Source organism: Streptomyces luteireticuli (genome assembly GCF_041519305.1).
Lineage (GTDB): Bacteria > Actinomycetota > Actinomycetes > Streptomycetales > Streptomycetaceae > Streptomyces > Streptomyces luteireticuli.
On record NZ_CP167928.1, the window covers coordinates 115,659 to 134,409 of the forward strand.

An 18,751-nucleotide genomic window follows, 5' to 3' on the forward strand; every position below is an offset into this window, starting at 1 on the left:
CGGTGTGCCGTTCCGCCCGCGCGCGACGATGCCGCGGGCGGAACGGCCGGGACTGCCTACTCGGCGTCCAGCTTCTGGCGCAGCTGGTCCAGGGTGGAGCCGTCGGGCGTGTGCCACAAGGTCCAGCCGTTGATGACGTTGCCCGTGACGGCTTCTGCCGCCTTCGACGGGGAGGGGAAGGGCGAGGGGTGGCCGTCGACGATGAGCTGGCCCTCGGCGGTCACGACGGCGCGGCCCGACCGGTTGGCGCGGCGCTGGTGGAAGGTGAGGACAGTGTCCGGCGCCAGCAGCCCGGCCTGCATCAGAGCGGCGAGCGGTCCGTGCGGGATGACGGGCGCGGCCGGGCCGTCGGGGGACTCGCCGCCGAGGGACAGGGTGACGTGGATGGTGTCGTCGCCGCTCGCGCTCGTGAGACGGGCGATGACGGCGGGGTCGAAGTGGATGCTGAGCGTGGCCATGCGGTCTCCTGCCGGTGGTGGCCCAAAGGCCTTTCGCTTACTTCAGCTTTGATCTTAAGCAGAGCAAGCAACTTGTTTCAACTCTAATTCTCAGCAGTTCAGCAGAAGTTGAGTCAGGCCCCCGGGCACCCCTCAGCCGAACGTGCTCATGGCCACTGCGATCTGGGTAAGTCGCTGCCGGCCCGGCCGAACGGCCGGCCATACGAGGCGCGGAGGAACACCTGCATGAGCGTCACCACCAGCTACTTGTCCAAGGCGGAGGTCCAGGGCCTGCTCGGGGTCACGGCCTTCGGCTTATGGCGGATCGCGAGGAAGTACGAGGACTTCCCCACGCCCGAGAGCGACCCGGGCCCGTTCGTGGCGAAGGACGAGGAGACCTGGGACGGCACCGAGGTCTACCGCTGGACCGCCAAGACTCCGGAATTCGAGCACCGCGGCGCGGCGCTGCTGCGCCCGCTCCCGGACGACCTCCCGCCGGGCAAATGGGCCGGATACCAGGACACCGTGAAGGGGCCGGCGCTGGACTGGCAGACGGCCCTGGGGACGATCCGCCTCGTGCACACCAGCAAGGACCAGACCACCTCCGCCGTCGCCACCGACCTCGGGCAGCGCGGCAACCCGGACGGCGTGACCACCGTCTGCGCCCTCTACGGGGACGTGGGCTTCAGCGGGCCCGCGCTCGTCGCCGCCGACACCGCCCACCCGGCGATCGAGTACGAAGCCCAGTGGGGCGTCGTCGCCCAGCTCGCCGGACAGGACCTGCCCTGGTGGCCCGACCTGCTGCGCTCCGCCCGGATCATCCGCCAGTGGCACCCCGGCGCCCCGGCCCTCGTCGCGGAGGTCTCCGCCAGCACCCGGGAGCGAACCCTGCGCCGGGCCGCGGCGAACGGCGTCTTCGATGCCACCGCGCAGGCCGCGCTGACGGACATGGCCAACGACATCCGCAACGACCGCGTGCACGACACTGAGCACGACATCGACATCTTCCACCGGAATTCCACGCACATCGTCATCGGCGCCCGGCCCGACACCAGCACGCACCCCCTGCCCACCATCGACGACCGCCCGGCCCTCGCGGCCGCCTGGAAGTCGATCGCCGCCAGCAGCCACCCGGACGCCGTCGCCGCCTTGGAACTCGTCCTGGCGCGCGATCCCCGGCTGCTGCCCTTCGGCGTGCTCACCAAGGTCGCCCTGCGCCCTGGCACGATCGCCGAGCAGTGGGCCCGCCGGCTCACGCTGTGCGACCCGACCGCCGCCCACGCAGCCCTCGCCGAGGACCGGCCCGTCGACGCCTTCTTCATCGACCCCCTGACCGACATGCCGGTCCTGTGGACCACCACGGGCGACACCCCCGGCCTGCGGTTCTACGCGCCGCTGGCCCTGCCCGCCGCCGGCGCCGAGCTCACGTCGGTCGTCCTGGACGGCACCGTGTGGGTCAAGACCAGTGACGGCCAGGTCCACCCCGCCCCCTGCACCCCGAACGAGCACCTGTGGTGGGGCGACGGCTGGGGCGATAAGCCCAGCGAAGCCGCCACCGTCATCAACACGCTCCTGGACGACCTCGGAGCTGCCGTCGATCTCCGCGAGCACTGGAAGGCCCCGCGCGGCCTGACCACCCTGCTCGAGAAGCAGGCCAAGCCCGGCCCGACCGAGATCGCCCGCCACGCGCTGCTGCACGCCCGCATGACGACGCCCCCGCGGACGCCGCACGACGACTGAGCGGGAGTTGCGGACCGCCGCGCGCCGGTGCCGGGGATGGCAGCATCGCGCCGTGCTCACCGTTCGGCGGCGCTGTTCGCGTCGTCGAACGGCTCGGCTCGTTGGGTCCCGGCGATGCGGGCCGCCCTGGCCCCGAGGCGAGGACGCTGCTCCGGCAGCCCCCGTCTAGGCTGGATCCAGGCCGGGCAACTCTGGCGCTTGAGGATGGTTGAGGGTTCTGGACCGGGGGAGGAGGACGTACTCGTGCACACCGTGCCCTGGTTTCACGTCGTTGCGAGGCACGGTGCGGTGCCTGTCGATCTGCTGCTCTCCCGTGACCGGCAGGACATATGCGGCGCGTCTGGCCGGCCGGGAGATGCGCGACACGGACGCGGTCTTCCAGCAGTTCTACGATGGACTGAGGTTTCCTGATTACTTCGGGTGGAACTGGGATGCCCTCTCCGACTGCCTGCGCGATCTGAAGTGGCTGTCCATGGACCATTGCGTACTGATCGTCGAGGACGCGGATGAGGCACTGCCAGCAGATCCCGCCGGACGGCGGCGGCTGCTCTTCGAGACCCTGCTGCGGGCAGGACAACGATGGTCCAACACGCAGCGGTCCGAATACGTAGAGCTGACTCCGGGGAGAGCTACGGCCGTTGACATAGAGCGTGGCAGGCTCGTGGTTGTCCTGTCGTGCGATGCCGCATCCATCCCGTCCCTGCAGGGACAACTACGATCCATCGTGGAAGAGATGGCCTTGTCATAGGGGCGGCCTCACCTTCCTCGTAGCCCGTACCGGCGAGTCCCACCTGAGGCGTCGCGAGGCCTGCCATCCCCGCTGCGCCTGCTGTCCTGGTACGCGAAGTCCGGTCCCTGGGCCGCCGGTGGTCGGTGCGGCTGTCTGCGGGCCGTGGGGGCCAGGCCATGGGACGGTGCGGTGGGCGGGAGTTCGCCGTCAAGGTCGGGTGCTGGAGGCGAAGATCCGCCCACCGAAGCGTTCGCGCGGATGTGGACCTGGCCGACTGCCAACGGTCCACCGTGCATCACGGAGGCGGGATCAGCCGGACGACAGTGAACCTCTTGCATCCTGGCCCTTGAAGGGTGAAAGGGCTGTTCAGATGGGGTGACGCGGCAGGGCCCCTTGTCGTTGGCGTGGTGATTCCACTCATCACACCGGCGTCCAAGAGGCCCTGTTGGTTCCGTATCCTGCTCGATGTCCCGTACCAGCTCGTCGAGCACGTCTCGTGGCTGATCCACGCCCGCCGGTGTGAACTGAAGTCGCCCTGGCGGAGGCTGGGTTGCTTCAAGCAGGCGCTTCTGGTGCTGGCGCATCTGCGGAAGAACGAGACGTTCGCGCAGGTCGGGGCCGGTTTGGGAGTGTCGGAGTCGACGGCCTGGCGGTATGTCGACGAGACCCTCGGGATCCTCGCGGCCTTGGGCACCCGGTCTCCGCGAGGCGCTGGTGGGCCTGGGTGAGAGCGGCTTCGCCATCGTTGACGGGACACTGATCCCGACCGACCGGATCGCCGCGGACGAACCGTACTGTTGAGTCGGCACGGAGCGCAGTGCTGGTGTTGCCACCGGTCCGTTTCTCCGTGCCGCTCGCCGAACCCGGCGTGCGGCTCTCACCGCACCGGGCTCTCCACGGTCTCTGCCGTCAGGCGTGGTTGAGGGGCCAGGGGCTGGGGATCGTGTTGCCCCGGTAGCGGTAGCGGGTGACTGCGACCGAGACCATGGGGAACAGCTCGATCCCGTCCACCGACAGTGGTCTCCACCGGCCGTTGTGGTCGGTGAAGCGTCGGCGGAGGTCCTTCCACCTCCAGCGGTGCAGCACCCTCCACCAGCTGGCCACCCGTCGCCACACGAAGTGGTCCAGGGCCTTCAACGTGGTCTTGCATACTGCGTGCTTGAAGTAGCTGACCCAGCCGCGCATGATCTGGTTGAGCCTGATCAGTACGTCCCTGGGGACCTGCTGCGACGTCCTGTTCGTCAGGGCACGGATCTTGTCCCTCAGCTGCCGGACAGGCCGGTCGGCGATGAAGGTGTAGACGTACCACTGGTTCGAACCTCGCTTGCGGCGCCACTGGATACGGAACCCCAGGAAGTCGAACCCGTCCGACATGTGCACGACCTGGGTCTTGGCCGGTGAGAGCCGCAGCCCCAGAGGGAGCAGTGCGTCGGTGATTGCCTCGCGCAGTTGGACCGTGTCGTCGCGTCCGCCGTCGATCAGAACGACGAAATCGTCCGCGTAGCGGACGATGCGCCAGTTCGGTCGGCCGTACCGGCGGCGATGCGCCCGCCTGCCTCTGGTGGACATCGACCCGCCTGGCTTCCATGGCTCCATCAGGTGCTCGTCGAGCGCCGACAGGGCGATGTTCGCCAGCAGCGGGGAGAGGATGCCGCCTTGCGGGGTGCCGGTCAGGGTCTCCGCGCGGTCGCCGGCCTCGGTGAGGACGCCAGCCTTGAGGAACGCCTTGACCAGTCGCAACACGCGCTTGTCCTTGACTCGCTGCCGCACCCGGTCCATGAGGGCCGTGTGGTCGATGGAGTCAAAACACGCCTCGATATCCGCATCCAGCACCCATCTGTAGCCGTGGGTGCCGTAATAGTGGATCTCGGCGATGGCGTCGTGTGCTCTCCGCATCGGCCTGAAGCCGTAGGAGACCGGCTCGAAGTCGGCCTCGAAGATCGGCTCCAGCACCAGCTTGAGCGCCGCCTGGACCACCCGGTCGGAAATGGTTGGGATGCCGAGTTTGCGCAACTTCCCGCTCCCGCCGGGTTTCGGGATCTTGCGCTCCCGCACCGGCAGCGGGCGGAATTCACCCGTCTTGAGGGCATGGCGCAAGTCGTCCAGGTAGCCCGGGAGGCCGAGTTCCCGCTCGACGTTGACGGCTGTGAGACCGTCGACGCCCGGAGTTCGGGCCCCCTGGTTGCCCGCGACCCGTTCGAATGCGACAAGCAATGTCGCCGGGTCGCTCACGAGGTTGAACAGGTCGTCGAACCTGCAGCCGGGATCGGCCGCCGCCCAACGGTGAAGCTTGGCCTGCATCCCCGATACCCGCTGGCGGGGCCCTACTTGGGCTTCCAGCGGAGCACTGCTGTTCAGCAGCGCGTCTTTCGGCATTGCATCCTCCTTCCCTTCGCGATACCGCTGCCGCCCTTCCCCATGTGCCGGGCTCTCCCCGGCTCCGAGTACTACGGCGGCTCCGCCCCGTCCCGGACCGCTCGGCCGACGGTGGGCCCAGCCCCGAACCCGCGCCGGGCGCGCGATGTCAGGGCAGGACCGGGACGGTTCCCGTGTTCACTCGCTGTCGATTGACGAAGGAGGAGCCCGGCTATGCCCCCGCGGCCTCGCCACGGCTACCCCGCAGCACTTCACCGTGGCCTCCCCACACGACGGCAATAAGCCGTGCGACGAGTTCCCCACCGAGCAAGTAGTCGGCGGGGACGTACCGCATCCAGCCCAGATCCACCAGGTTCGAGCTGGCGTGCCTTAAGGAGGCGTAAACGCCGGTTCCTCGCGTACTCCTCTCCGTCTCGCTTGCCGGACCCGCACCATCTGGCAGTACCGACACGTCCCGGCTTCGTCGGGGCCGCTTGCCACCCTCCCCGGCACCTCCCGGCTCAGGCTGCCCCCAGCTTCAACCACCCTGCTGCGACAGGGCGATGGTGGTGGTCTTTCACCTCCACTCGAACAACGAGCACCTCACGGCGCACACAGCCAGAAGCACAAGCGGCACGGGATGAACGTGCAGGTCATCGCCCGCCCGGACGGAACCCCGCTGTGGTTCTCCCGCGCACTGCCCGGCCGCACCCACGACCTAACCGCCGCCCGGGCCCACGGGATAGTTCAGGCCTGTCTGACCAGGGAGATCCTGGTCCTGGCCGACCGCGCGTATCAAGGTGCCGGCGCAACCGTCCGCACCCCCTACTACGGACACCGCGAACTCCCCGAGCACTACCAGAGGTTCAACCGTGTCCACGCGCGACTCCGGGCGCCGGGTGAACGCGCTTTCGCCCGGCTGAAGACCTGGCGCATCCTCCGCCGGGCACGATGCTCCACCAACCGCATCAGCCGCATCGTCCAGGCCGTCCACACCCTGACCAGCGACTATTCAGGATGAAAAACGTTCATTCACAAGGACGTAGACCGGAAGAGCTCTTTCTATCCCTCAGAAGGAGGCTTATTCATGGCGATCTTCATGTCAACATCGCCGCAGGTCACAAACTTGCCAGGCGCTTGGATCAGGTCCGTGAATAAACCTCAAGGAACTTCAGTTTCTTCAGCTTTCCTTAAGGTTGTCTGTGCGATGTTGTTTCCCTGAAGTTGCAGTCGAGGGCAACCGGAGTGCAGATGTCGCAGCGCGAGTCCATGTCCAGCTCTGATTCGGCGGGTCGGCCAGCTGGCGATTGCCCGCTTCAGCTCGTCCCGTTGGGAGAGCAGGAGTACCTCGCATGGATCGACACCTCGCTCTGCAAGTCCCGTGGAGGCATCGGTCCCAGGCAGTGCCCTTCGTGGGGGCGATCCCAGAATGGCTGGGTGTCAGAAGTCGTCGGATGGAAGACTCCTGGTGGCCGTTTGGTGGGTGCGGCTCTGGTTCTCTCCCGGTCACTACCACGTTTGCGCGAGCGATTCTGCTATATCCCCGACGGCCCGAACATAGCCTGGACCACCCCCTATCCGGACCGCTGGCTCAGTCCTCTAGTCGATCACTTGGCGACCAACGGAGCTTTCGCCATCCGCATGAGCCCTCCGCTGCGGCGAAGCCTCTGGCAAGCCAGAACCGTACAGGAAGCAACCAGGTCACGAACGCCCCGGAAACTCGGCGACATAACCCCCGATGCCATAGATCCTATCGGGTCCACGGTGACAGATTACCTCATCACGCAAGGATGGACACTTGTTATTGACGACACGTCCCCCCACTACACCATCCAGCTGCCACTTGTAAATAGAAGTATCCACAGCCTCTGGAGTAATCTCGACAGGCAATGGAAGGGATCCATTGAATATGCCCAGGAAGCAGGCCTTGAATCCTTTCAAGGAGGAGTAATAGACCTTTCGGGTTTGCGTCGCCTGATGCTCGCAGCCGAGGAACATCATGGCCTCAGCCCTGACCTGAGCTTCTTTTCTCTCCGGCGGCTATACCATGGGATGAACGCTGAGCGTGCTGGGCGTATGAGACTTTTCCTGGCTCAATATCACGGAAAGATACTGGCGGCTCACTTCCTGGCTTTCATCGGCGACCAGGCCTGGTACCTGCATGGTGCAACCAATAGCCGCCGTTCCCTCTATCCCGGCCACGCCCTGCAGTGGCAGATGATCTGCCACTCACTCACGCGTGGCGCATCGGCTTACCACGCGCAGCGAGTACCAGGCACCCTCGACATCCATGCTGGCGACAACAGTGTGCTACGCCGGAATCTTGGTCTTGGAGGCCACGTCGTCGAGCCCCTCGGGCACTGGCAACTCATCCTCAACCAGCGACTCTACCGAGCTTTTCGCCTCTGCCGGTCCGGAGAATACAAGAAATTGTTGCGCGCCGACATCTGACACCAGCTCTTTCGGCGGATAGGGGGATGCTCATTCATAACTACCAGCACAGGCCGGAAGGCTGCGCCGCCTGTGACCGCTGTACCTACCGAGCAGCGCCCAAGCTCGACAATAACCATGCCCAACCGGTGACAGAGATCCTCAACGCCCCACGACCCGCAGGGACGTGAAGCAGGATTCAGATGCTCGGGACCCCGCTCAGAAGGAAGGCTCCTTCTACATATGCATTGGCCCAAACAGGATCACGCCAGTCGCTGCAGCGATCCTCATCCTCAGATCTATACGTGAAGAACTCCGCAAGCAGGAGTGTTTCAAAAGTTCCGGGCCGATTCACCTGCAGACAGAATGAAAGCAAGAGAAGAGATACCCATGACAGCCCCGCGCACCACCTCCCAGCCCGCTCTGCGTGAGAACACGGATCCCCTCGCGCGTCTGTCCATCGCCGTGGGGATGTGCGTACTCCTACTCACCGCCTGCTCCGATGGTGAACAATCGACGAGTGGTCCGCGGCAGGACTCGAAGCCGACCAAGGCCACAGCACCAGCTGAGCCCAGCATCCCACCCAGGATCACCGGCGGACCCGAGCTCGATTTCGACCTTATCCCCGCCAATCGCACAACCGTCGGCACCGGCCAGCCCATCGCGTTGGAGTTCGCCCAGCCCGTAAGGAACAAAGCGGCCGTCGAAAAGGCCCTGACCGTAAAGACCTCCGACAACACCGAAGGCGCCTGGGGCTGGGTCACCACCCCCGTCGGCCACGATCGACTCGACTGGCGGCCCAAGAACCCCTGGAAGCCCGGCACCACCATCCAGATCAAAGGCGACCTGACCACGGTGGACCCCGGCAGCGCCCACTTCACCCGTACCCTCGACCGTTCCTTCACCATAGGCCGCGACCAGCGACTGCTGGCCGACCTCGACACCCACACCCTGACCGTCACCCTCGACGGAACAACCGTCAAGACGATCCCCATATCTGGTGGCGAACCCGTCCCCGGCCGAGCTTCCCGGCCCGGAACTTTCGCCATTAAGTCGCAGGAGCACAAGGTCCGCATGACCTCTGCTTCAGTGAACGGCCCCAAGGACTACGACAAAGACGTGTACTGGGCCATGCGCTTTAGCGACTCCGGCGGCTACCTGCACGCCGCACCCTGGGCCGACGAGAACGGCGACCTCGGCCAACGCAACGGCAGCGCTGGCTGCATCGGCATGTCCGACACCAACGCCACCTGGCTGTTCAAGAACTCCCTCCTCGGCGACCTCTTCACGATCAAAGGAGAGGAAGCCACCGCCGAGCTCGGCGGCCCCGGAAACGGCTACGCTGATTGGAGTCTCACTTGGGAGCAATGGCAGCAGAAGAGCGCCCTGACACGCCCTGAGACGCCATCCACTGAACGTGCAATGCCGCGTGGTTAAGAAACGGCCAGGGTGTGTCAAGTTTTCGGCCCTGTCTCGCATTCGGTGGTGACGGAGAGTTGTAAGGGATCGTTGGCGTCTATGTGATGGATGTCAACGAGTTTGTGGGGATGGTGTTTTCGGGGCTGTCTCCGCTGGTCATCGAGGATGTGGTCGACGAAGGTGAGCGGATCGTAGTGCGGGCACGCACTCCACGGGACACCGCGGTCTGCCCGGTGTGCGGTGCGTCGTCCAGGGCTGATTGAAAGTCTTGATGATCGGGGATCGTTGCTGGTCAGGGCAGGGTGGTGAGGTCGAGTGGGCGGGTGTGGGGCTGGTAGGAGAGGTGGTGGAGGCCGGCGGCGATGTTGCGGTGTCCGGTGGTTCGCAGGGTGCTGATCGCGAGGTTGCGTAGGGTGGCCATGTTGGCCGGGCTGTGTCCGCTGCGGATCCGTGAGGCGTCCTCGGTGAAGACGGTGTCTCTCACGTGGTGCACGGCCTCGATCTCCCACTGGGACCGGGCGAGTTGGGCGATGGTGTCTGCGGAGGTGCCTGAGCCGCCGGGAGGTCGGTGATCGCGTGGACCGTCTTGCGGGTGGCCTTCCCGGTCTTTACGCAGACGCGGTATCGCATGATCTTCGCTGCCTGCACGACGTGGGGGAAGTCCGGGCCGAGTCCGGTGACAGTCAGCGCGCGGACCGAGCGTGTCTCCCGGTGCCCGTGACCGGTCCCGCGGTCGTAGCGGCGGGCGGGGCCTGCTTCCAGGGCAACGAGCGCAGGGCAGCATGCAGCGTTGGCTGGTTGCGTTTGACGACCATCAGGTAGTGCGCCCTCTTGGCCTCTACCAGCCATTTCGCGTGGTCTCGGCAGGTGTGCAGGGCGTCGGCGGTCACGGTGATACCGGCCAGGTCGAACGGGGCCGGGAGCGCGGTGAAGGCGGTGACCTCGGTGGTCTTGTCCGGCACTCGCAGCTGGGCGACCGCATGCCCGCCGGGCAGGACGGCGCAGAGCAGGTGGGCGGCGGCAGCGGTGTCGGTGCGTGATCCCCGGGCGCTCTTGCCGTCCACCGTCAGACTCTCCGCGCCGACGGGGTCACGGCCGAGCAGGTCGGCCAGGCCACCTGGGCACACCAGGGTCAGTACCCGGCGGATCGTGGAGGTGGCCGGAGCCCGGCGTACCCCGAGCGGTCCGAGGGCCCTGACTCCGAGCCGGGCCAGGGCATCCTGCGGTGCGTTCGCAGCCCACTGCCCGACAGCCGCGTACGAGCGGACACCCGTCAGGACCGCACAGCAGGCCGTGAGCAGCACCGACACCAGCGAATGCCTCCGGCCGCGCCGGTCCCGGGGATCAGGCAGCACCGCGAGCCGGTCCGCCACCGAGGGCAGGGCGCGCTGGGAGTTGGTGGGCGACTTGACGAGGCAGACCATGGCAGACTTGCGGCACATCGAAGCAGTGGTTCAGGGCGACTTGGGAAGGTCACCCCGGACAACCGGAGCTTCGTTGCGTTCGACACGGCCCACCCGGTCCCTGCCACACCAGCCCGACCTGCACATCCACATGATCACCAGGACTATGAATCAGCCCTGGTGCGTCGTCGGGACGCGTGCACGACTATCACTGGCGGACGCTGGCCGATGTACCGGTCGATGGGCGGCGGGTGGTGGTCGGTGTGAGGGTGCGGCGTCTGGTGTGTCCCACGCGCGGCTGCCGCCACACCTTCCGTGAGGAGGTGCCCGGGGTGCTGGAGCGATACCAGCGACGCACGGCCCGTCTGACCAGGAACGTCAAGGCCGTTGGTCAAGGACTTAGCGGGCCGGGCGGGGGCACGTTTGCCGGCGGTACTCGCGATGGGCCTGTCGTGTCACACGGCCCTGCGCGTCCTGCTACGCATCCCGCTGCCCGCCGGGCGGGTGCCCCGGGTGATCGGCGTCGACGACTTTGCTCCGCGCCGGCGTCACCGCTATGCCACCGTGGTGATCGACGCCGACACCCTGGAGACGTGGCTGCGCGAACATCCGGGCGTGGAGGCCGTGTGCCGCGACGGCTCGGCGACCTACGCCGAGGTCATCCGCCGCGCCCTGTGTCCGACGCGGTCCAGGTTGGTGATCGCTGGCATTTGTGGCACAACCTGTGCGAAGCCGCCCTGAGCGAGGTGAAGGCGCACAGCACCTGCTGGGCCACCGTCCTGGACGCGCCCCTGTACGACGGGCCCCGGGCGCAGACCACCCTGGAACTGGCACTAGGTCCATAACCTGCTCGGCCAAGGCGTGAGCCTGCTCGAATGCGCCCGTCGTCTGCAACTGGCCCTGAATACCGTCAAACGTTATGCCCGCGCCGACGGGGATGAACACGTGGCGGATGCGCGGGTGCCACACCAGCCACTCACGGGTGGCCTTGCTGTTGTGGGAGGAGAGGCTGTCGGTGACGACCACGATCTCCCCGGCGGGGTTGGCGTCTTCTACCAGCTGCAGGAACTGCTGGTAGAAGACGCTGTTGCGGGAGGAGGCGGTCATCGTGATCTCCTGCCCGTCGGCCGGCCGCAGGGCGCCGTAGACCCAGGTCTTCTCCGGTCTGCGGGCGTAGTCGAGTTCGGCCTTGATCCGGTGCCCGTCCGGTGACCAGCCCGGGGCGGGCGGGAACGTGCGCGGGATGACGGGGCCGAGTTCGTCCGCGCAGATCACCATAGGAGATCACTGAAAATGTTGCGGGTTCTGGCCTTGGCCCGGGTGGGTCGGGGCCAGACTGGTTGGTATGCATGGGGGACGAGTCCAGGGGGCTGGTCGGGCCCGATGTGTGGGAAGTCTGCCGGGAGTTGATCCCGCAGCGGAGTGTGTTCGCGTTCCTGGCCGAGCACCGGCGGGCGCTGTTCCCGGTGGGGATGTTCGCGGACATGTACCCGTCTGTCAACGGGCGGCCGAGTTATCCGCCGCAGGTGCTGTCCACGGTGGTGCTGCTGCAGGTTCTCAACGGTCTGTCGGATGCGGAGGCCGTCCAGGAACTGCGGTGCGACCTTCGGTGGAAGGCCGCCTGCGGGCTGGGCCTGCTGGATACTGGTTTCGATCCGTCGCTGCTGACGTACTTCCGGCGCTGGCTGCAACACTCGGCCGAACCGGGCCGGATCTTCACCGCTGTGAGCAAGGTCGTCAGAGCGACCGGAGTCCTGCACGGCCGTCACCGCCGGGCTCTGGATGCGACCGTCTTCCAGGACGCGGTGGCCACCCAGGACACCGTCACCCAGCTGGTCGCCTCCATCCGCCGGGGCGCCCGCAAGGTCCCCGGCGGCACCGAGACCGTCAGGGCCCACTGCACCGGGCACGACTACCTCGCCGGGCCGGGCAAACCGAAGATCGCCTGGAACGACGAGGAAGCAGGGGCCGAACTCGTCAATGCCCTGGTCACCGACGCCCTCAACGTGCTGGCCCACCTGCCCGACCAGCAACTGGGCGAGCGGGGAGCCGACGCGGTCGGCATCCTGGCCCTGGTCGCCGGGCAGGACGTCGAACTGGCCGAGGGATCCGACGGCACCGATGGCCGGTGGCGCATCGCCCGCCGCACCGCCGAAGGACGCGCCGTCTCCACCGTCGACCCGCAGGCCCGGCACATCCACAAGACCGTCCACCAGCGGACGGACGGTTTCAAGGGCCACCTCGCCCTCGAACCCGAGACCGGACTGTCCACCGCGGTCGCTCTCCGCCCCGGCAGCGGACCCGAACACACCGAAGGCACCGTCGCTCTGGATCTGCTGGCCGGGGAGAGCAGACCACGTGAGGTCTTCGGGGACACCGCCTACTCCGGCAGCCGCTGCCGGGCCGCTCTGGCCGCGGCCGGACTGAGCTTCCCCCGAGATGCGGAGTCAGTTGACAGAGGGTCAGATGGGACTCATGAGAGGACCTTCGACCATGGCTGCCCCGAGAAGATATCCGCTGGAGTTGCGTGAGCGTGCGGTGCGGATGTACCGCACCTCCGACCCGAGGCCGCAGATCAAGAAACTGGCCGTCGACCTCGGCGTGCATCCGGAGGCCCTGCGCGGCTGGATCCGCCAGGCCGAGGCCGATGCCGGCGAGCGCGACGACCGGCTCACCACCGACGAGCGGGCCGAGCTCACGGCCCTGCGCAAGGAGAACGCCCAGCTCAAGCGGGCCAACGACGTGCTGCGGACGGCCTCGGCGTTTTTCGCGGCGCAACTCGACCCGACCCGGCCCAGGTGACGGCGCTCGTTGACGAGCATCCCCGCCTGGGGGTCGAGTGCGTACTCCGGGAGCTCCACATCCCTTCCGCCACTTACTACCGCTGGCGCCGCGCGGAGAAGGAGCCGTGCGAACGGCGCCGCCGGGACGTCGAGCTGACCGAGCAGATCCGCACGATCCACGCCGACTCCGGCGGGATCTACGGCTCGCCGCGGGTGCACGCCGTCCTCAAACGGGAGGGCGTCCGCGTGGGCCGCAAGCGGGTCGAACGGCTGATGCGCGAGGACGGTCTTGCGGGCGTGAGCCCACGCCGCAAGAGCGGCTTCACGCGCCGGGACCCGAAGGCCACCTTGGCCCCGGACCTGGTCAACCGGGACTTCACCGCACCCGCGCCGAACCGGCTGTGGGTCACCGACCTCACAATGGTTCCGACCGGCGAGGGGCCGCTGTGGCTCTCGGCGATCCGCGACGCGTTCTCCCGCCGGGTGGTCGCCTGGGAGACCTCCGCCCGCGCCGATGCGGACCTGGTGCTGACCACCCTCGAGTACGCCCTCTCGTCCCGCGAGGTCGAGCCGGGCAAGCTCATTCACCACGCCGATCACGGCTGTCAATACACGTCCATCAAGCTCACGACCCGGTTGGTGCGGGCGGGAATTGAGGCGTCCATGGGGTCCGTGGGGGACTCGTACGATAACGCCCTCGCGGAAAATCTGTGGATGCTGATCAAGACCGAGGGCCTGCGCGGCCGCACCTTCGCCACACGTGCCGAGGCGAACCTCGCGCTCTTCGAGTACATCGACGGTTTCTATAACCCCCGCCGCATCCAAGAACGGCTCGGCTACCTCAGCCCGATCGAGTTCGAGGAGAAGCACTACACCGACCAGGCGACGGCCGAACCAGCGAACCTGAACACCCATCAACCCGTCCCGACCTGCTGATCAGCAACTCTCACGCAGCGGGGGAACCTCAAACGCTGACCGGAAAACTCAGCGGTCAGGTGGGCATGGCGAAGTAGCCCCCGGTGGCGTGTGCTGAGAGCGTCGAGTGTTGTCAGGCGGCTGCCGGGGTGAGGGTGACGTCGTGGCCGAGGGCCTTGAGCTGGCGGACGAGGTCTCGGCTTTTGCGGCCCGGGTCGAGGTTGCGGGTGTGGAAGTCGGCGCCGAGGTCTCGGTAACGGGCGGTCGGGTCGTTCATGAGGTGCCAGACGGACACCAGGATGGAGCGGGCGACGGCGACCAGGGCTTTCATGTGGCCACGGTGTTTGGTGATCCTGCGGTAGCGGGCGCCGAGGAAAGTGTCGGTCCGTGCGGCGGAGATCGCTGCTTCGCCGAGGGCGCCGCGGAGCCAGGGGTTGCCCCTGCCGGTGGGGCCGGAGGTGTTCCTGTTTCCGGACTGCAGGGTGCGTGGGGAGAGTTTCGCCCAGGACACGAGATGGCCGGCGGTGGGGAAGACCGACATGTCCAGGCCGATCTCGGCGAGGATGACCTGCGCGGTGCCGGGGCCGACGCCGGGGATCTCGTCGAGGCGCTCGGTGTCGGTGATCGGCATCAGGGTGCCCTGTCCGGGGCCTTCGTCGTCCTCGGTGGTGGACAGTTCGGTCAGACGCAGGGTGATCCGGGCGGTGAGCTTGTCGATCTGCACGGTGAGGTGGTCGACGGTGTCCAGCAGCATCCGGCACATGAATGCGTGGTGCTCTTCGAACCGGCCGGTCAGGGCCTCGGCCAGGGTGCTGTGGCTGGCCTTGATCGTGCCGTGGGCCAGGTCCGCCAGGGCCTTGGGGCTGCGCTCGCCCGCGATCAGTGCCTCCAGCATCGCGCGTCCGGAGACGCCGAAGATGTCGGCGATCACGGTGGACAGCTTGATCTGGGCGTCCTCGAGGAGTTTCTCGGTGCGCTGCTTGTGGCGGGTGCGCTCGTGCGTCATGACCGCCCGGGCCCGGGTCAGATCGCGCAGTTCACGGACCGGCTTCGGGGGCACGAACGAGGGCCGGAGCATGCCGCGTTCGGTGAGCTTGGCCAGCCAGACCGCGTCCAGGCGGTCGGTCTTGGGCCGGCCCGGGACGTTCTTGACGTCACGGGCGTTGACCAGCCAGCACTCCAGACCACGCGACTCCAGCAGGAAGAAGTACGGCTTCCAATAGGTCGACGTCGCCTCCATCACCACCCGGGTGACGCCCTGGCAGATCAGGTGGTCGGCCAGGTCCAGGATCGCGCCGCTGGTCGCGACGGTGTTGAAGACCCGCTGCACGCGCTTGCCGGGCTTGTCCTCATGCGGCACCCGCACACAGACCATGCCCGACGCCTTGGCGATATCGATCGCCGCGACACGGGCCACGAGCTCCTCGGCCTGCTCGATCTCCTCGACGCCACCGCTGTCGTCGGTGTCCGCCATGCGCCACTCCCCGGTATCGATCCGTACGGGCCGACGCCTGCCCAGGGGGCCGCGGGGGGAGCGAGAATCTGACCGGCGTGCTCGATGGCAACAGTGCGTGGCCCCTCTGCGGCCCCGGCACCAGACTGACCTACGGGCTCAACGTCCCAACGAGCTACCGGCATCGGCGGGCAGGCGCCGCAGCCATGTTTTCACGCCGGCAAGGCGCACCCGAAGGGATCAGGGGGACTGACCTGTTGAGCCTTCTCTGCCTTCACCTCTGGCTGGTACTACAGGACTTCGAGAGCTTGGCGTCGACGTTTCTCGTAGTGGATCTCGCGGGTGATGGCCTGGTGGGCTCGGCGCCAGAGGGAGGGTGTGGGGGAGTGTGGTGATGTGATTGGGGCTGGTCCGGACGGTGTCGAGGGCGTGCCGTCGTTTGAGCTTGGTGAAGGCGCGTTCGGCGGGGGCGCGGAGCTGGGCGAGGGCCGCGTTGGCTTTCTTCTCCCGGCCGTTGTGCGTCTTGTCCCTGGGGGGCTTGGTGGGGGTGCGGATGGTTCCGCCGGCGCCGTGGTGCCCGGGGTCGGTGGTGGTCTGCGCACCGGCGTCGGTGACGGCCCCGATGATGCCGTCGGTGCGGGCCGTGGTCAGGTCGTGGGTGGGACCCGGTCGTGCTCCGCCGGGGAAGACCGGCTCGCTGGTGGTGTCGGTGAGGGCTGGATGTTCATGCCGTGCCGGCGGTGTTTGCCGCTGTGGAGCGGGTCCGGGTTCGCCGCGGTGGTCACGGCCGCGTATCTCCGGGTCGGGATGAGGGTGCCGTCGAGCAGCGGACGGTGTGCGTCGACGGGCGTGGGTGTGCGCGGGGCGGGGGCCTCGATGCCCTCGTTGACATATCGCCATGCTGTGTCGGTGCTGACCCCGACATGGGCCCCGAGCCGGGGAAATGTGTCACCTCTGGCGAGGAGGACCAGCAGTATGACGGCCTGGTCCCACGAGGTCAGGACCCGCCAGTTACCGGCGGCGTCACTCCTTCGGGCGGCGATCAGGTTCTCCAGCCAGGAACCCAGGTCCGAGGACACGTTCAGGGTGGCATGGTAGGAGACTACGAAGCTCCTTGCTCCGCAGGATGGTTGGCACCCCTGCAACGTGTCACGACCGGAAAAGCTCATTCGGACGTGGTCGGCAACCAGATCGGACCGATGGGCGGTCAGCAGGGCCAGGTCGGCGGTGAGCCGGGCCGACACCTCGATGGCTGCGAAGTCCCGTCGGTATCGGGCAGTTTCGGCGATGACATAAGCGTCGCGGGCATCCGTCCTGGCCTCGCCCCGGTAGGCCCCGGACATACGGTTGTGAGCTTCCCCCGAGATGCGGAGTCAGTTGACAGAGGGTCAGATGGGACTCATGAGAGGACCTTCGACCATGGCTGCCCCGAGAAGATATCCGCTGGAGTTGCGTGAGCGTGCGGTGCGGATGTACCGCACCTCCGACCCGAGGCCGCAGATCAAGAAACTGGCCGTCGACCTCGGCGTGCATCCGGAGGCCCTGCGCGGCTGGATCCGCCAGGCCGAGGCCGATGCCGGCGAGCGCGACGACCGGCTCACCACCGACGAGCGGGCCGAGCTCACGGCCCTGCGCAAGGAGAACGCCCAGCTCAAGCGGGCCAACGACGTGCTGCGGACGGCCTCGGCGTTTTTCGCGGCGCAACTCGACCCGACCCGGCCCAGGTGACGGCGCTCGTTGACGAGCATCCCCGCCTGGGGGTCGAGTGCGTACTCCGGGAGCTCCACATCCCTTCCGCCACTTACTACCGCTGGCGCCGCGCGGAGAAGGAGCCGTGCGAACGGCGCCGCCGGGACGTCGAGCTGACCGAGCAGATCCGCACGATCCACGCCGACTCCGGCGGGATCTACGGCTCGCCGCGGGTGCACGCCGTCCTCAAACGGGAGGGCGTCCGCGTGGGCCGCAAGCGGGTCGAACGGCTGATGCGCGAGGACGGTCTTGCGGGCGTGAGCCCACGCCGCAAGAGCGGCTTCACGCGCCGGGACCCGAAGGCCACCTTGGCCCCGGACCTGGTCAACCGGGACTTCACCGCACCCGCGCCGAACCGGCTGTGGGTCACCGACCTCACAATGGTTCCGACCGGCGAGGGGCCGCTGTGGCTCTCGGCGATCCGCGACGCGTTCTCCCGCCGGGTGGTCGCCTGGGAGACCTCCGCCCGCGCCGATGCGGACCTGGTGCTGACCACCCTCGAGTACGCCCTCTCGTCCCGCGAGGTCGAGCCGGGCAAGCTCATTCACCACGCCGATCACGGCTGTCAATACACGTCCATCAAGCTCACGACCCGGTTGGTGCGGGCGGGAATTGAGGCGTCCATGGGGTCCGTGGGGGACTCGTACGATAACGCCCTCGCGGAAAATCTGTGGATGCTGATCAAGACCGAGGGCCTGCGCGGCCGCACCTTCGCCACACGTGCCGAGGCGAACCTCGCGCTCTTCGAGTACATCGACGGTTTCTATAACCCCCGCCGCATCCAAGAACGGCTCGGCTACCTCAGCCCGATCGAGTTCGAGGAGAAGCACTACACCGACCAGGCGACGGCCGAACCAGCGAACCTGAACACCCATCAACCCGTCCCGACCTGCTGATCAGCAACTCTCACGCAGCGGGGGAACCTCATTGACTGTTCTGCCTGGCACGTAGACGGCCTGCTGACCGTGGGCGGAAAGCAAGGCCAGCAGCAACGCGGAGGCTGTGCCGGAGATGTCCACGGCCCGGCTGACCTCGTCGGCCAGGCCCAAGATCTCGCCGATGGCGACCAAGATCGCGGACTCGTCGTTGTCAACCTTCTTCGACCACACGGTCGCACCGGTCTCATCGACCACTACGGCCCAGTGGTGGCCCTTGCCTGCATCGGTGTCGGCCCAGAGCCGGTTGTGCCGTTGGATCACTCGCCCCTCCTCGTCCGCGCAGCATGCCGTCGGCCCGAGGACACCCCGCCATCAGCTCCGTAAACAGCGACCATTCCGCGTATTTCAATCAGCAGCCAGGGTGTCCAGGAGGGTCGGACAGCCACTCCTCGGGAGTCA

15 protein-coding genes and 6 pseudogenes are annotated in these 18,751 nt (G+C 67.3%); 12 read left to right on the top strand and 9 right to left on the bottom strand.

Annotation, left to right across the window (positions count from 1 at the left end; genetic code table 11):
- Positions 1-56: 56 nt before the first annotated feature.
- On the bottom strand, positions 57-458 hold the full coding sequence (locus AB8735_RS36115) for a DUF4357 domain-containing protein (protein WP_372412098.1): 402 nt from the start codon (positions 456-458) through the stop codon (positions 57-59).
- Between the two features lie 225 nt (positions 459-683).
- On the opposite strand from AB8735_RS36115, the gene AB8735_RS36120 reads away from it, so the two are divergent.
- The 3 genes and pseudogenes from AB8735_RS36120 to AB8735_RS36130 form a co-directional block, all read left to right on the top strand.
- Positions 684-2,177, top strand: a complete 1,494-nt coding sequence (locus tag AB8735_RS36120) for a hypothetical protein (RefSeq protein WP_372412099.1) — start codon at positions 684-686, stop codon at positions 2,175-2,177.
- A 313-nt stretch (positions 2,178-2,490) separates the two neighbouring features.
- Positions 2,491-2,925, top strand: a complete 435-nt coding sequence (locus tag AB8735_RS36125; RefSeq protein WP_372412100.1) for a barstar family protein — start codon at positions 2,491-2,493, stop codon at positions 2,923-2,925.
- A 386-nt stretch (positions 2,926-3,311) separates the two neighbouring features.
- Positions 3,312-3,702, top strand: a pseudogene (locus AB8735_RS36130) (transposase family protein); the annotation flags it as partial.
- Positions 3,703-3,816: 114 nt separating this feature from the next.
- Here AB8735_RS36130 and ltrA read toward each other — a convergent pair.
- Positions 3,817-5,283: a group II intron reverse transcriptase/maturase gene (gene ltrA / locus AB8735_RS36135; protein WP_372407672.1), complete on the bottom strand. Its 1,467-nt coding sequence runs from the start codon at positions 5,281-5,283 to the stop codon at positions 3,817-3,819.
- Between the two features lie 523 nt (positions 5,284-5,806).
- On the opposite strand from ltrA, the pseudogene AB8735_RS36140 reads away from it, so the two are divergent.
- The 3 genes and pseudogenes from AB8735_RS36140 to AB8735_RS36150 form a co-directional block, all read left to right on the top strand.
- Positions 5,807-6,283: pseudogene (locus AB8735_RS36140) on the top strand (transposase family protein); the annotation flags it as partial.
- A 248-nt stretch (positions 6,284-6,531) separates the two neighbouring features.
- On the top strand, positions 6,532-7,713 hold the full coding sequence (locus AB8735_RS36145; protein ID WP_372412448.1) for a lipid II:glycine glycyltransferase FemX: 1,182 nt from the start codon (positions 6,532-6,534) through the stop codon (positions 7,711-7,713).
- A 369-nt stretch (positions 7,714-8,082) separates the two neighbouring features.
- The gene (locus AB8735_RS36150; RefSeq protein WP_372412101.1) at positions 8,083-9,129 is read left to right on the top strand and encodes a L,D-transpeptidase; all 1,047 of its coding nucleotides are present in this window, start codon (positions 8,083-8,085) and stop codon (positions 9,127-9,129) included.
- A 274-nt stretch (positions 9,130-9,403) separates the two neighbouring features.
- On the opposite strand, the gene AB8735_RS36155 is transcribed toward AB8735_RS36150, so the two are convergent.
- Together AB8735_RS36155 and AB8735_RS36160 are read right to left on the bottom strand one after the other, a co-directional pair.
- Positions 9,404-9,604 (bottom strand): hypothetical protein, encoded by a 201-nt coding sequence (locus tag AB8735_RS36155; RefSeq protein WP_372412102.1) that lies wholly within the window; start codon positions 9,602-9,604, stop codon positions 9,404-9,406.
- 190 nt (positions 9,605-9,794) lie between these two features.
- Complete coding sequence (locus AB8735_RS36160; RefSeq protein WP_372412103.1) at positions 9,795-10,553, bottom strand: ISAs1 family transposase; 759 nt, start codon at positions 10,551-10,553, stop codon at positions 9,795-9,797.
- Positions 10,554-10,693: 140 nt separating this feature from the next.
- Here AB8735_RS36160 and AB8735_RS36165 point away from each other — a divergent pair.
- Positions 10,694-11,480 (top strand): annotated as a pseudogene (locus tag AB8735_RS36165) (transposase); the annotation flags it as partial.
- A 27-nt stretch (positions 11,481-11,507) separates the two neighbouring features.
- Here AB8735_RS36165 and AB8735_RS36170 read toward each other — a convergent pair.
- Positions 11,508-11,792 (bottom strand): annotated as a pseudogene (locus AB8735_RS36170) (transposase); the annotation flags it as partial.
- Between the two features lie 71 nt (positions 11,793-11,863).
- On the opposite strand from AB8735_RS36170, the gene AB8735_RS36175 reads away from it, so the two are divergent.
- Genes AB8735_RS36175 through AB8735_RS36185 form a run of 3 tightly spaced genes read left to right on the top strand, consistent with a single transcriptional unit; the run spans position 11,864 to position 14,233 of the window.
- Positions 11,864-13,045 carry a transposase gene (locus tag AB8735_RS36175; RefSeq protein ID WP_372412104.1) on the top strand — a complete coding sequence of 394 codons (1,182 nt, stop codon included), beginning with the start codon at positions 11,864-11,866 and terminating at the stop codon, positions 13,043-13,045.
- Positions 13,008-13,316, top strand: coding sequence for a transposase (locus AB8735_RS36180; RefSeq protein WP_372404934.1), 309 nt, complete (start codon positions 13,008-13,010; stop codon positions 13,314-13,316). Before AB8735_RS36175 ends, AB8735_RS36180 begins: the two co-directional genes overlap by 38 nt.
- The gene (locus AB8735_RS36185; protein ID WP_372404936.1) at positions 13,313-14,233 is read left to right on the top strand and encodes an IS3 family transposase; all 921 of its coding nucleotides are present in this window, start codon (positions 13,313-13,315) and stop codon (positions 14,231-14,233) included. Before AB8735_RS36180 ends, AB8735_RS36185 begins: the two co-directional genes overlap by 4 nt.
- A 112-nt stretch (positions 14,234-14,345) precedes the next feature.
- Here AB8735_RS36185 and AB8735_RS36190 read toward each other — a convergent pair whose 3' ends face one another.
- From AB8735_RS36190 to AB8735_RS36200, 3 genes and pseudogenes are all read right to left on the bottom strand, one after another.
- Positions 14,346-15,686: an IS110 family transposase gene (locus AB8735_RS36190; RefSeq protein WP_372406596.1), complete on the bottom strand. Its 1,341-nt coding sequence runs from the start codon at positions 15,684-15,686 to the stop codon at positions 14,346-14,348.
- 219 nt (positions 15,687-15,905) lie between these two features.
- Positions 15,906-16,565, bottom strand: coding sequence for a transposase family protein (locus AB8735_RS36195; protein ID WP_372412105.1), 660 nt, complete (start codon positions 16,563-16,565; stop codon positions 15,906-15,908).
- 224 nt (positions 16,566-16,789) lie between these two features.
- A pseudogene (locus tag AB8735_RS36200) lies at positions 16,790-17,032 on the bottom strand (transposase); the annotation flags it as partial.
- 52 nt (positions 17,033-17,084) lie between these two features.
- Between AB8735_RS36200 and AB8735_RS36205 the strand changes: the two are divergent.
- A complete protein-coding gene (locus AB8735_RS36205; protein WP_372404934.1) occupies positions 17,085-17,393 on the top strand; it encodes a transposase in 309 nt (102 codons plus the stop codon).
- Positions 17,390-18,310, top strand: coding sequence for an IS3 family transposase (locus AB8735_RS36210; protein WP_372404936.1), 921 nt, complete (start codon positions 17,390-17,392; stop codon positions 18,308-18,310). Before AB8735_RS36205 ends, AB8735_RS36210 begins: the two co-directional genes overlap by 4 nt.
- Before the next feature lie 24 nt (positions 18,311-18,334).
- Here AB8735_RS36210 and AB8735_RS36215 read toward each other — a convergent pair.
- Positions 18,335-18,613 (bottom strand): annotated as a pseudogene (locus tag AB8735_RS36215) (transposase); the annotation flags it as partial.
- Positions 18,614-18,751 lie beyond the last annotated feature (138 nt).

Coding starts and splice junctions, on each gene's coding strand:
- AB8735_RS36115 (WP_372412098.1), bottom strand. CDS start 458: ATGGCCACGCTCAGCATCCACTTCGACCCCGCCGTCATCGCCCGTCTC.
- AB8735_RS36120 (WP_372412099.1), top strand. CDS start 684: ATGAGCGTCACCACCAGCTACTTGTCCAAGGCGGAGGTCCAGGGCCTG.
- ltrA (WP_372407672.1), bottom strand. CDS start 5,283: ATGCCGAAAGACGCGCTGCTGAACAGCAGTGCTCCGCTGGAAGCCCAA.
- AB8735_RS36145 (WP_372412448.1), top strand. CDS start 6,532: ATGTCCAGCTCTGATTCGGCGGGTCGGCCAGCTGGCGATTGCCCGCTT.
- AB8735_RS36150 (WP_372412101.1), top strand. CDS start 8,083: ATGACAGCCCCGCGCACCACCTCCCAGCCCGCTCTGCGTGAGAACACG.
- AB8735_RS36160 (WP_372412103.1), bottom strand. CDS start 10,553: ATGTGCCGCAAGTCTGCCATGGTCTGCCTCGTCAAGTCGCCCACCAAC.
- AB8735_RS36175 (WP_372412104.1), top strand. CDS start 11,864: ATGGGGGACGAGTCCAGGGGGCTGGTCGGGCCCGATGTGTGGGAAGTC.
- AB8735_RS36180 (WP_372404934.1), top strand. CDS start 13,008: ATGGCTGCCCCGAGAAGATATCCGCTGGAGTTGCGTGAGCGTGCGGTG.
- AB8735_RS36190 (WP_372406596.1), bottom strand. CDS start 15,686: ATGGCGGACACCGACGACAGCGGTGGCGTCGAGGAGATCGAGCAGGCC.
- AB8735_RS36195 (WP_372412105.1), bottom strand. CDS start 16,565: ATGGCGATATGTCAACGAGGGCATCGAGGCCCCCGCCCCGCGCACACC.
- AB8735_RS36205 (WP_372404934.1), top strand. CDS start 17,085: ATGGCTGCCCCGAGAAGATATCCGCTGGAGTTGCGTGAGCGTGCGGTG.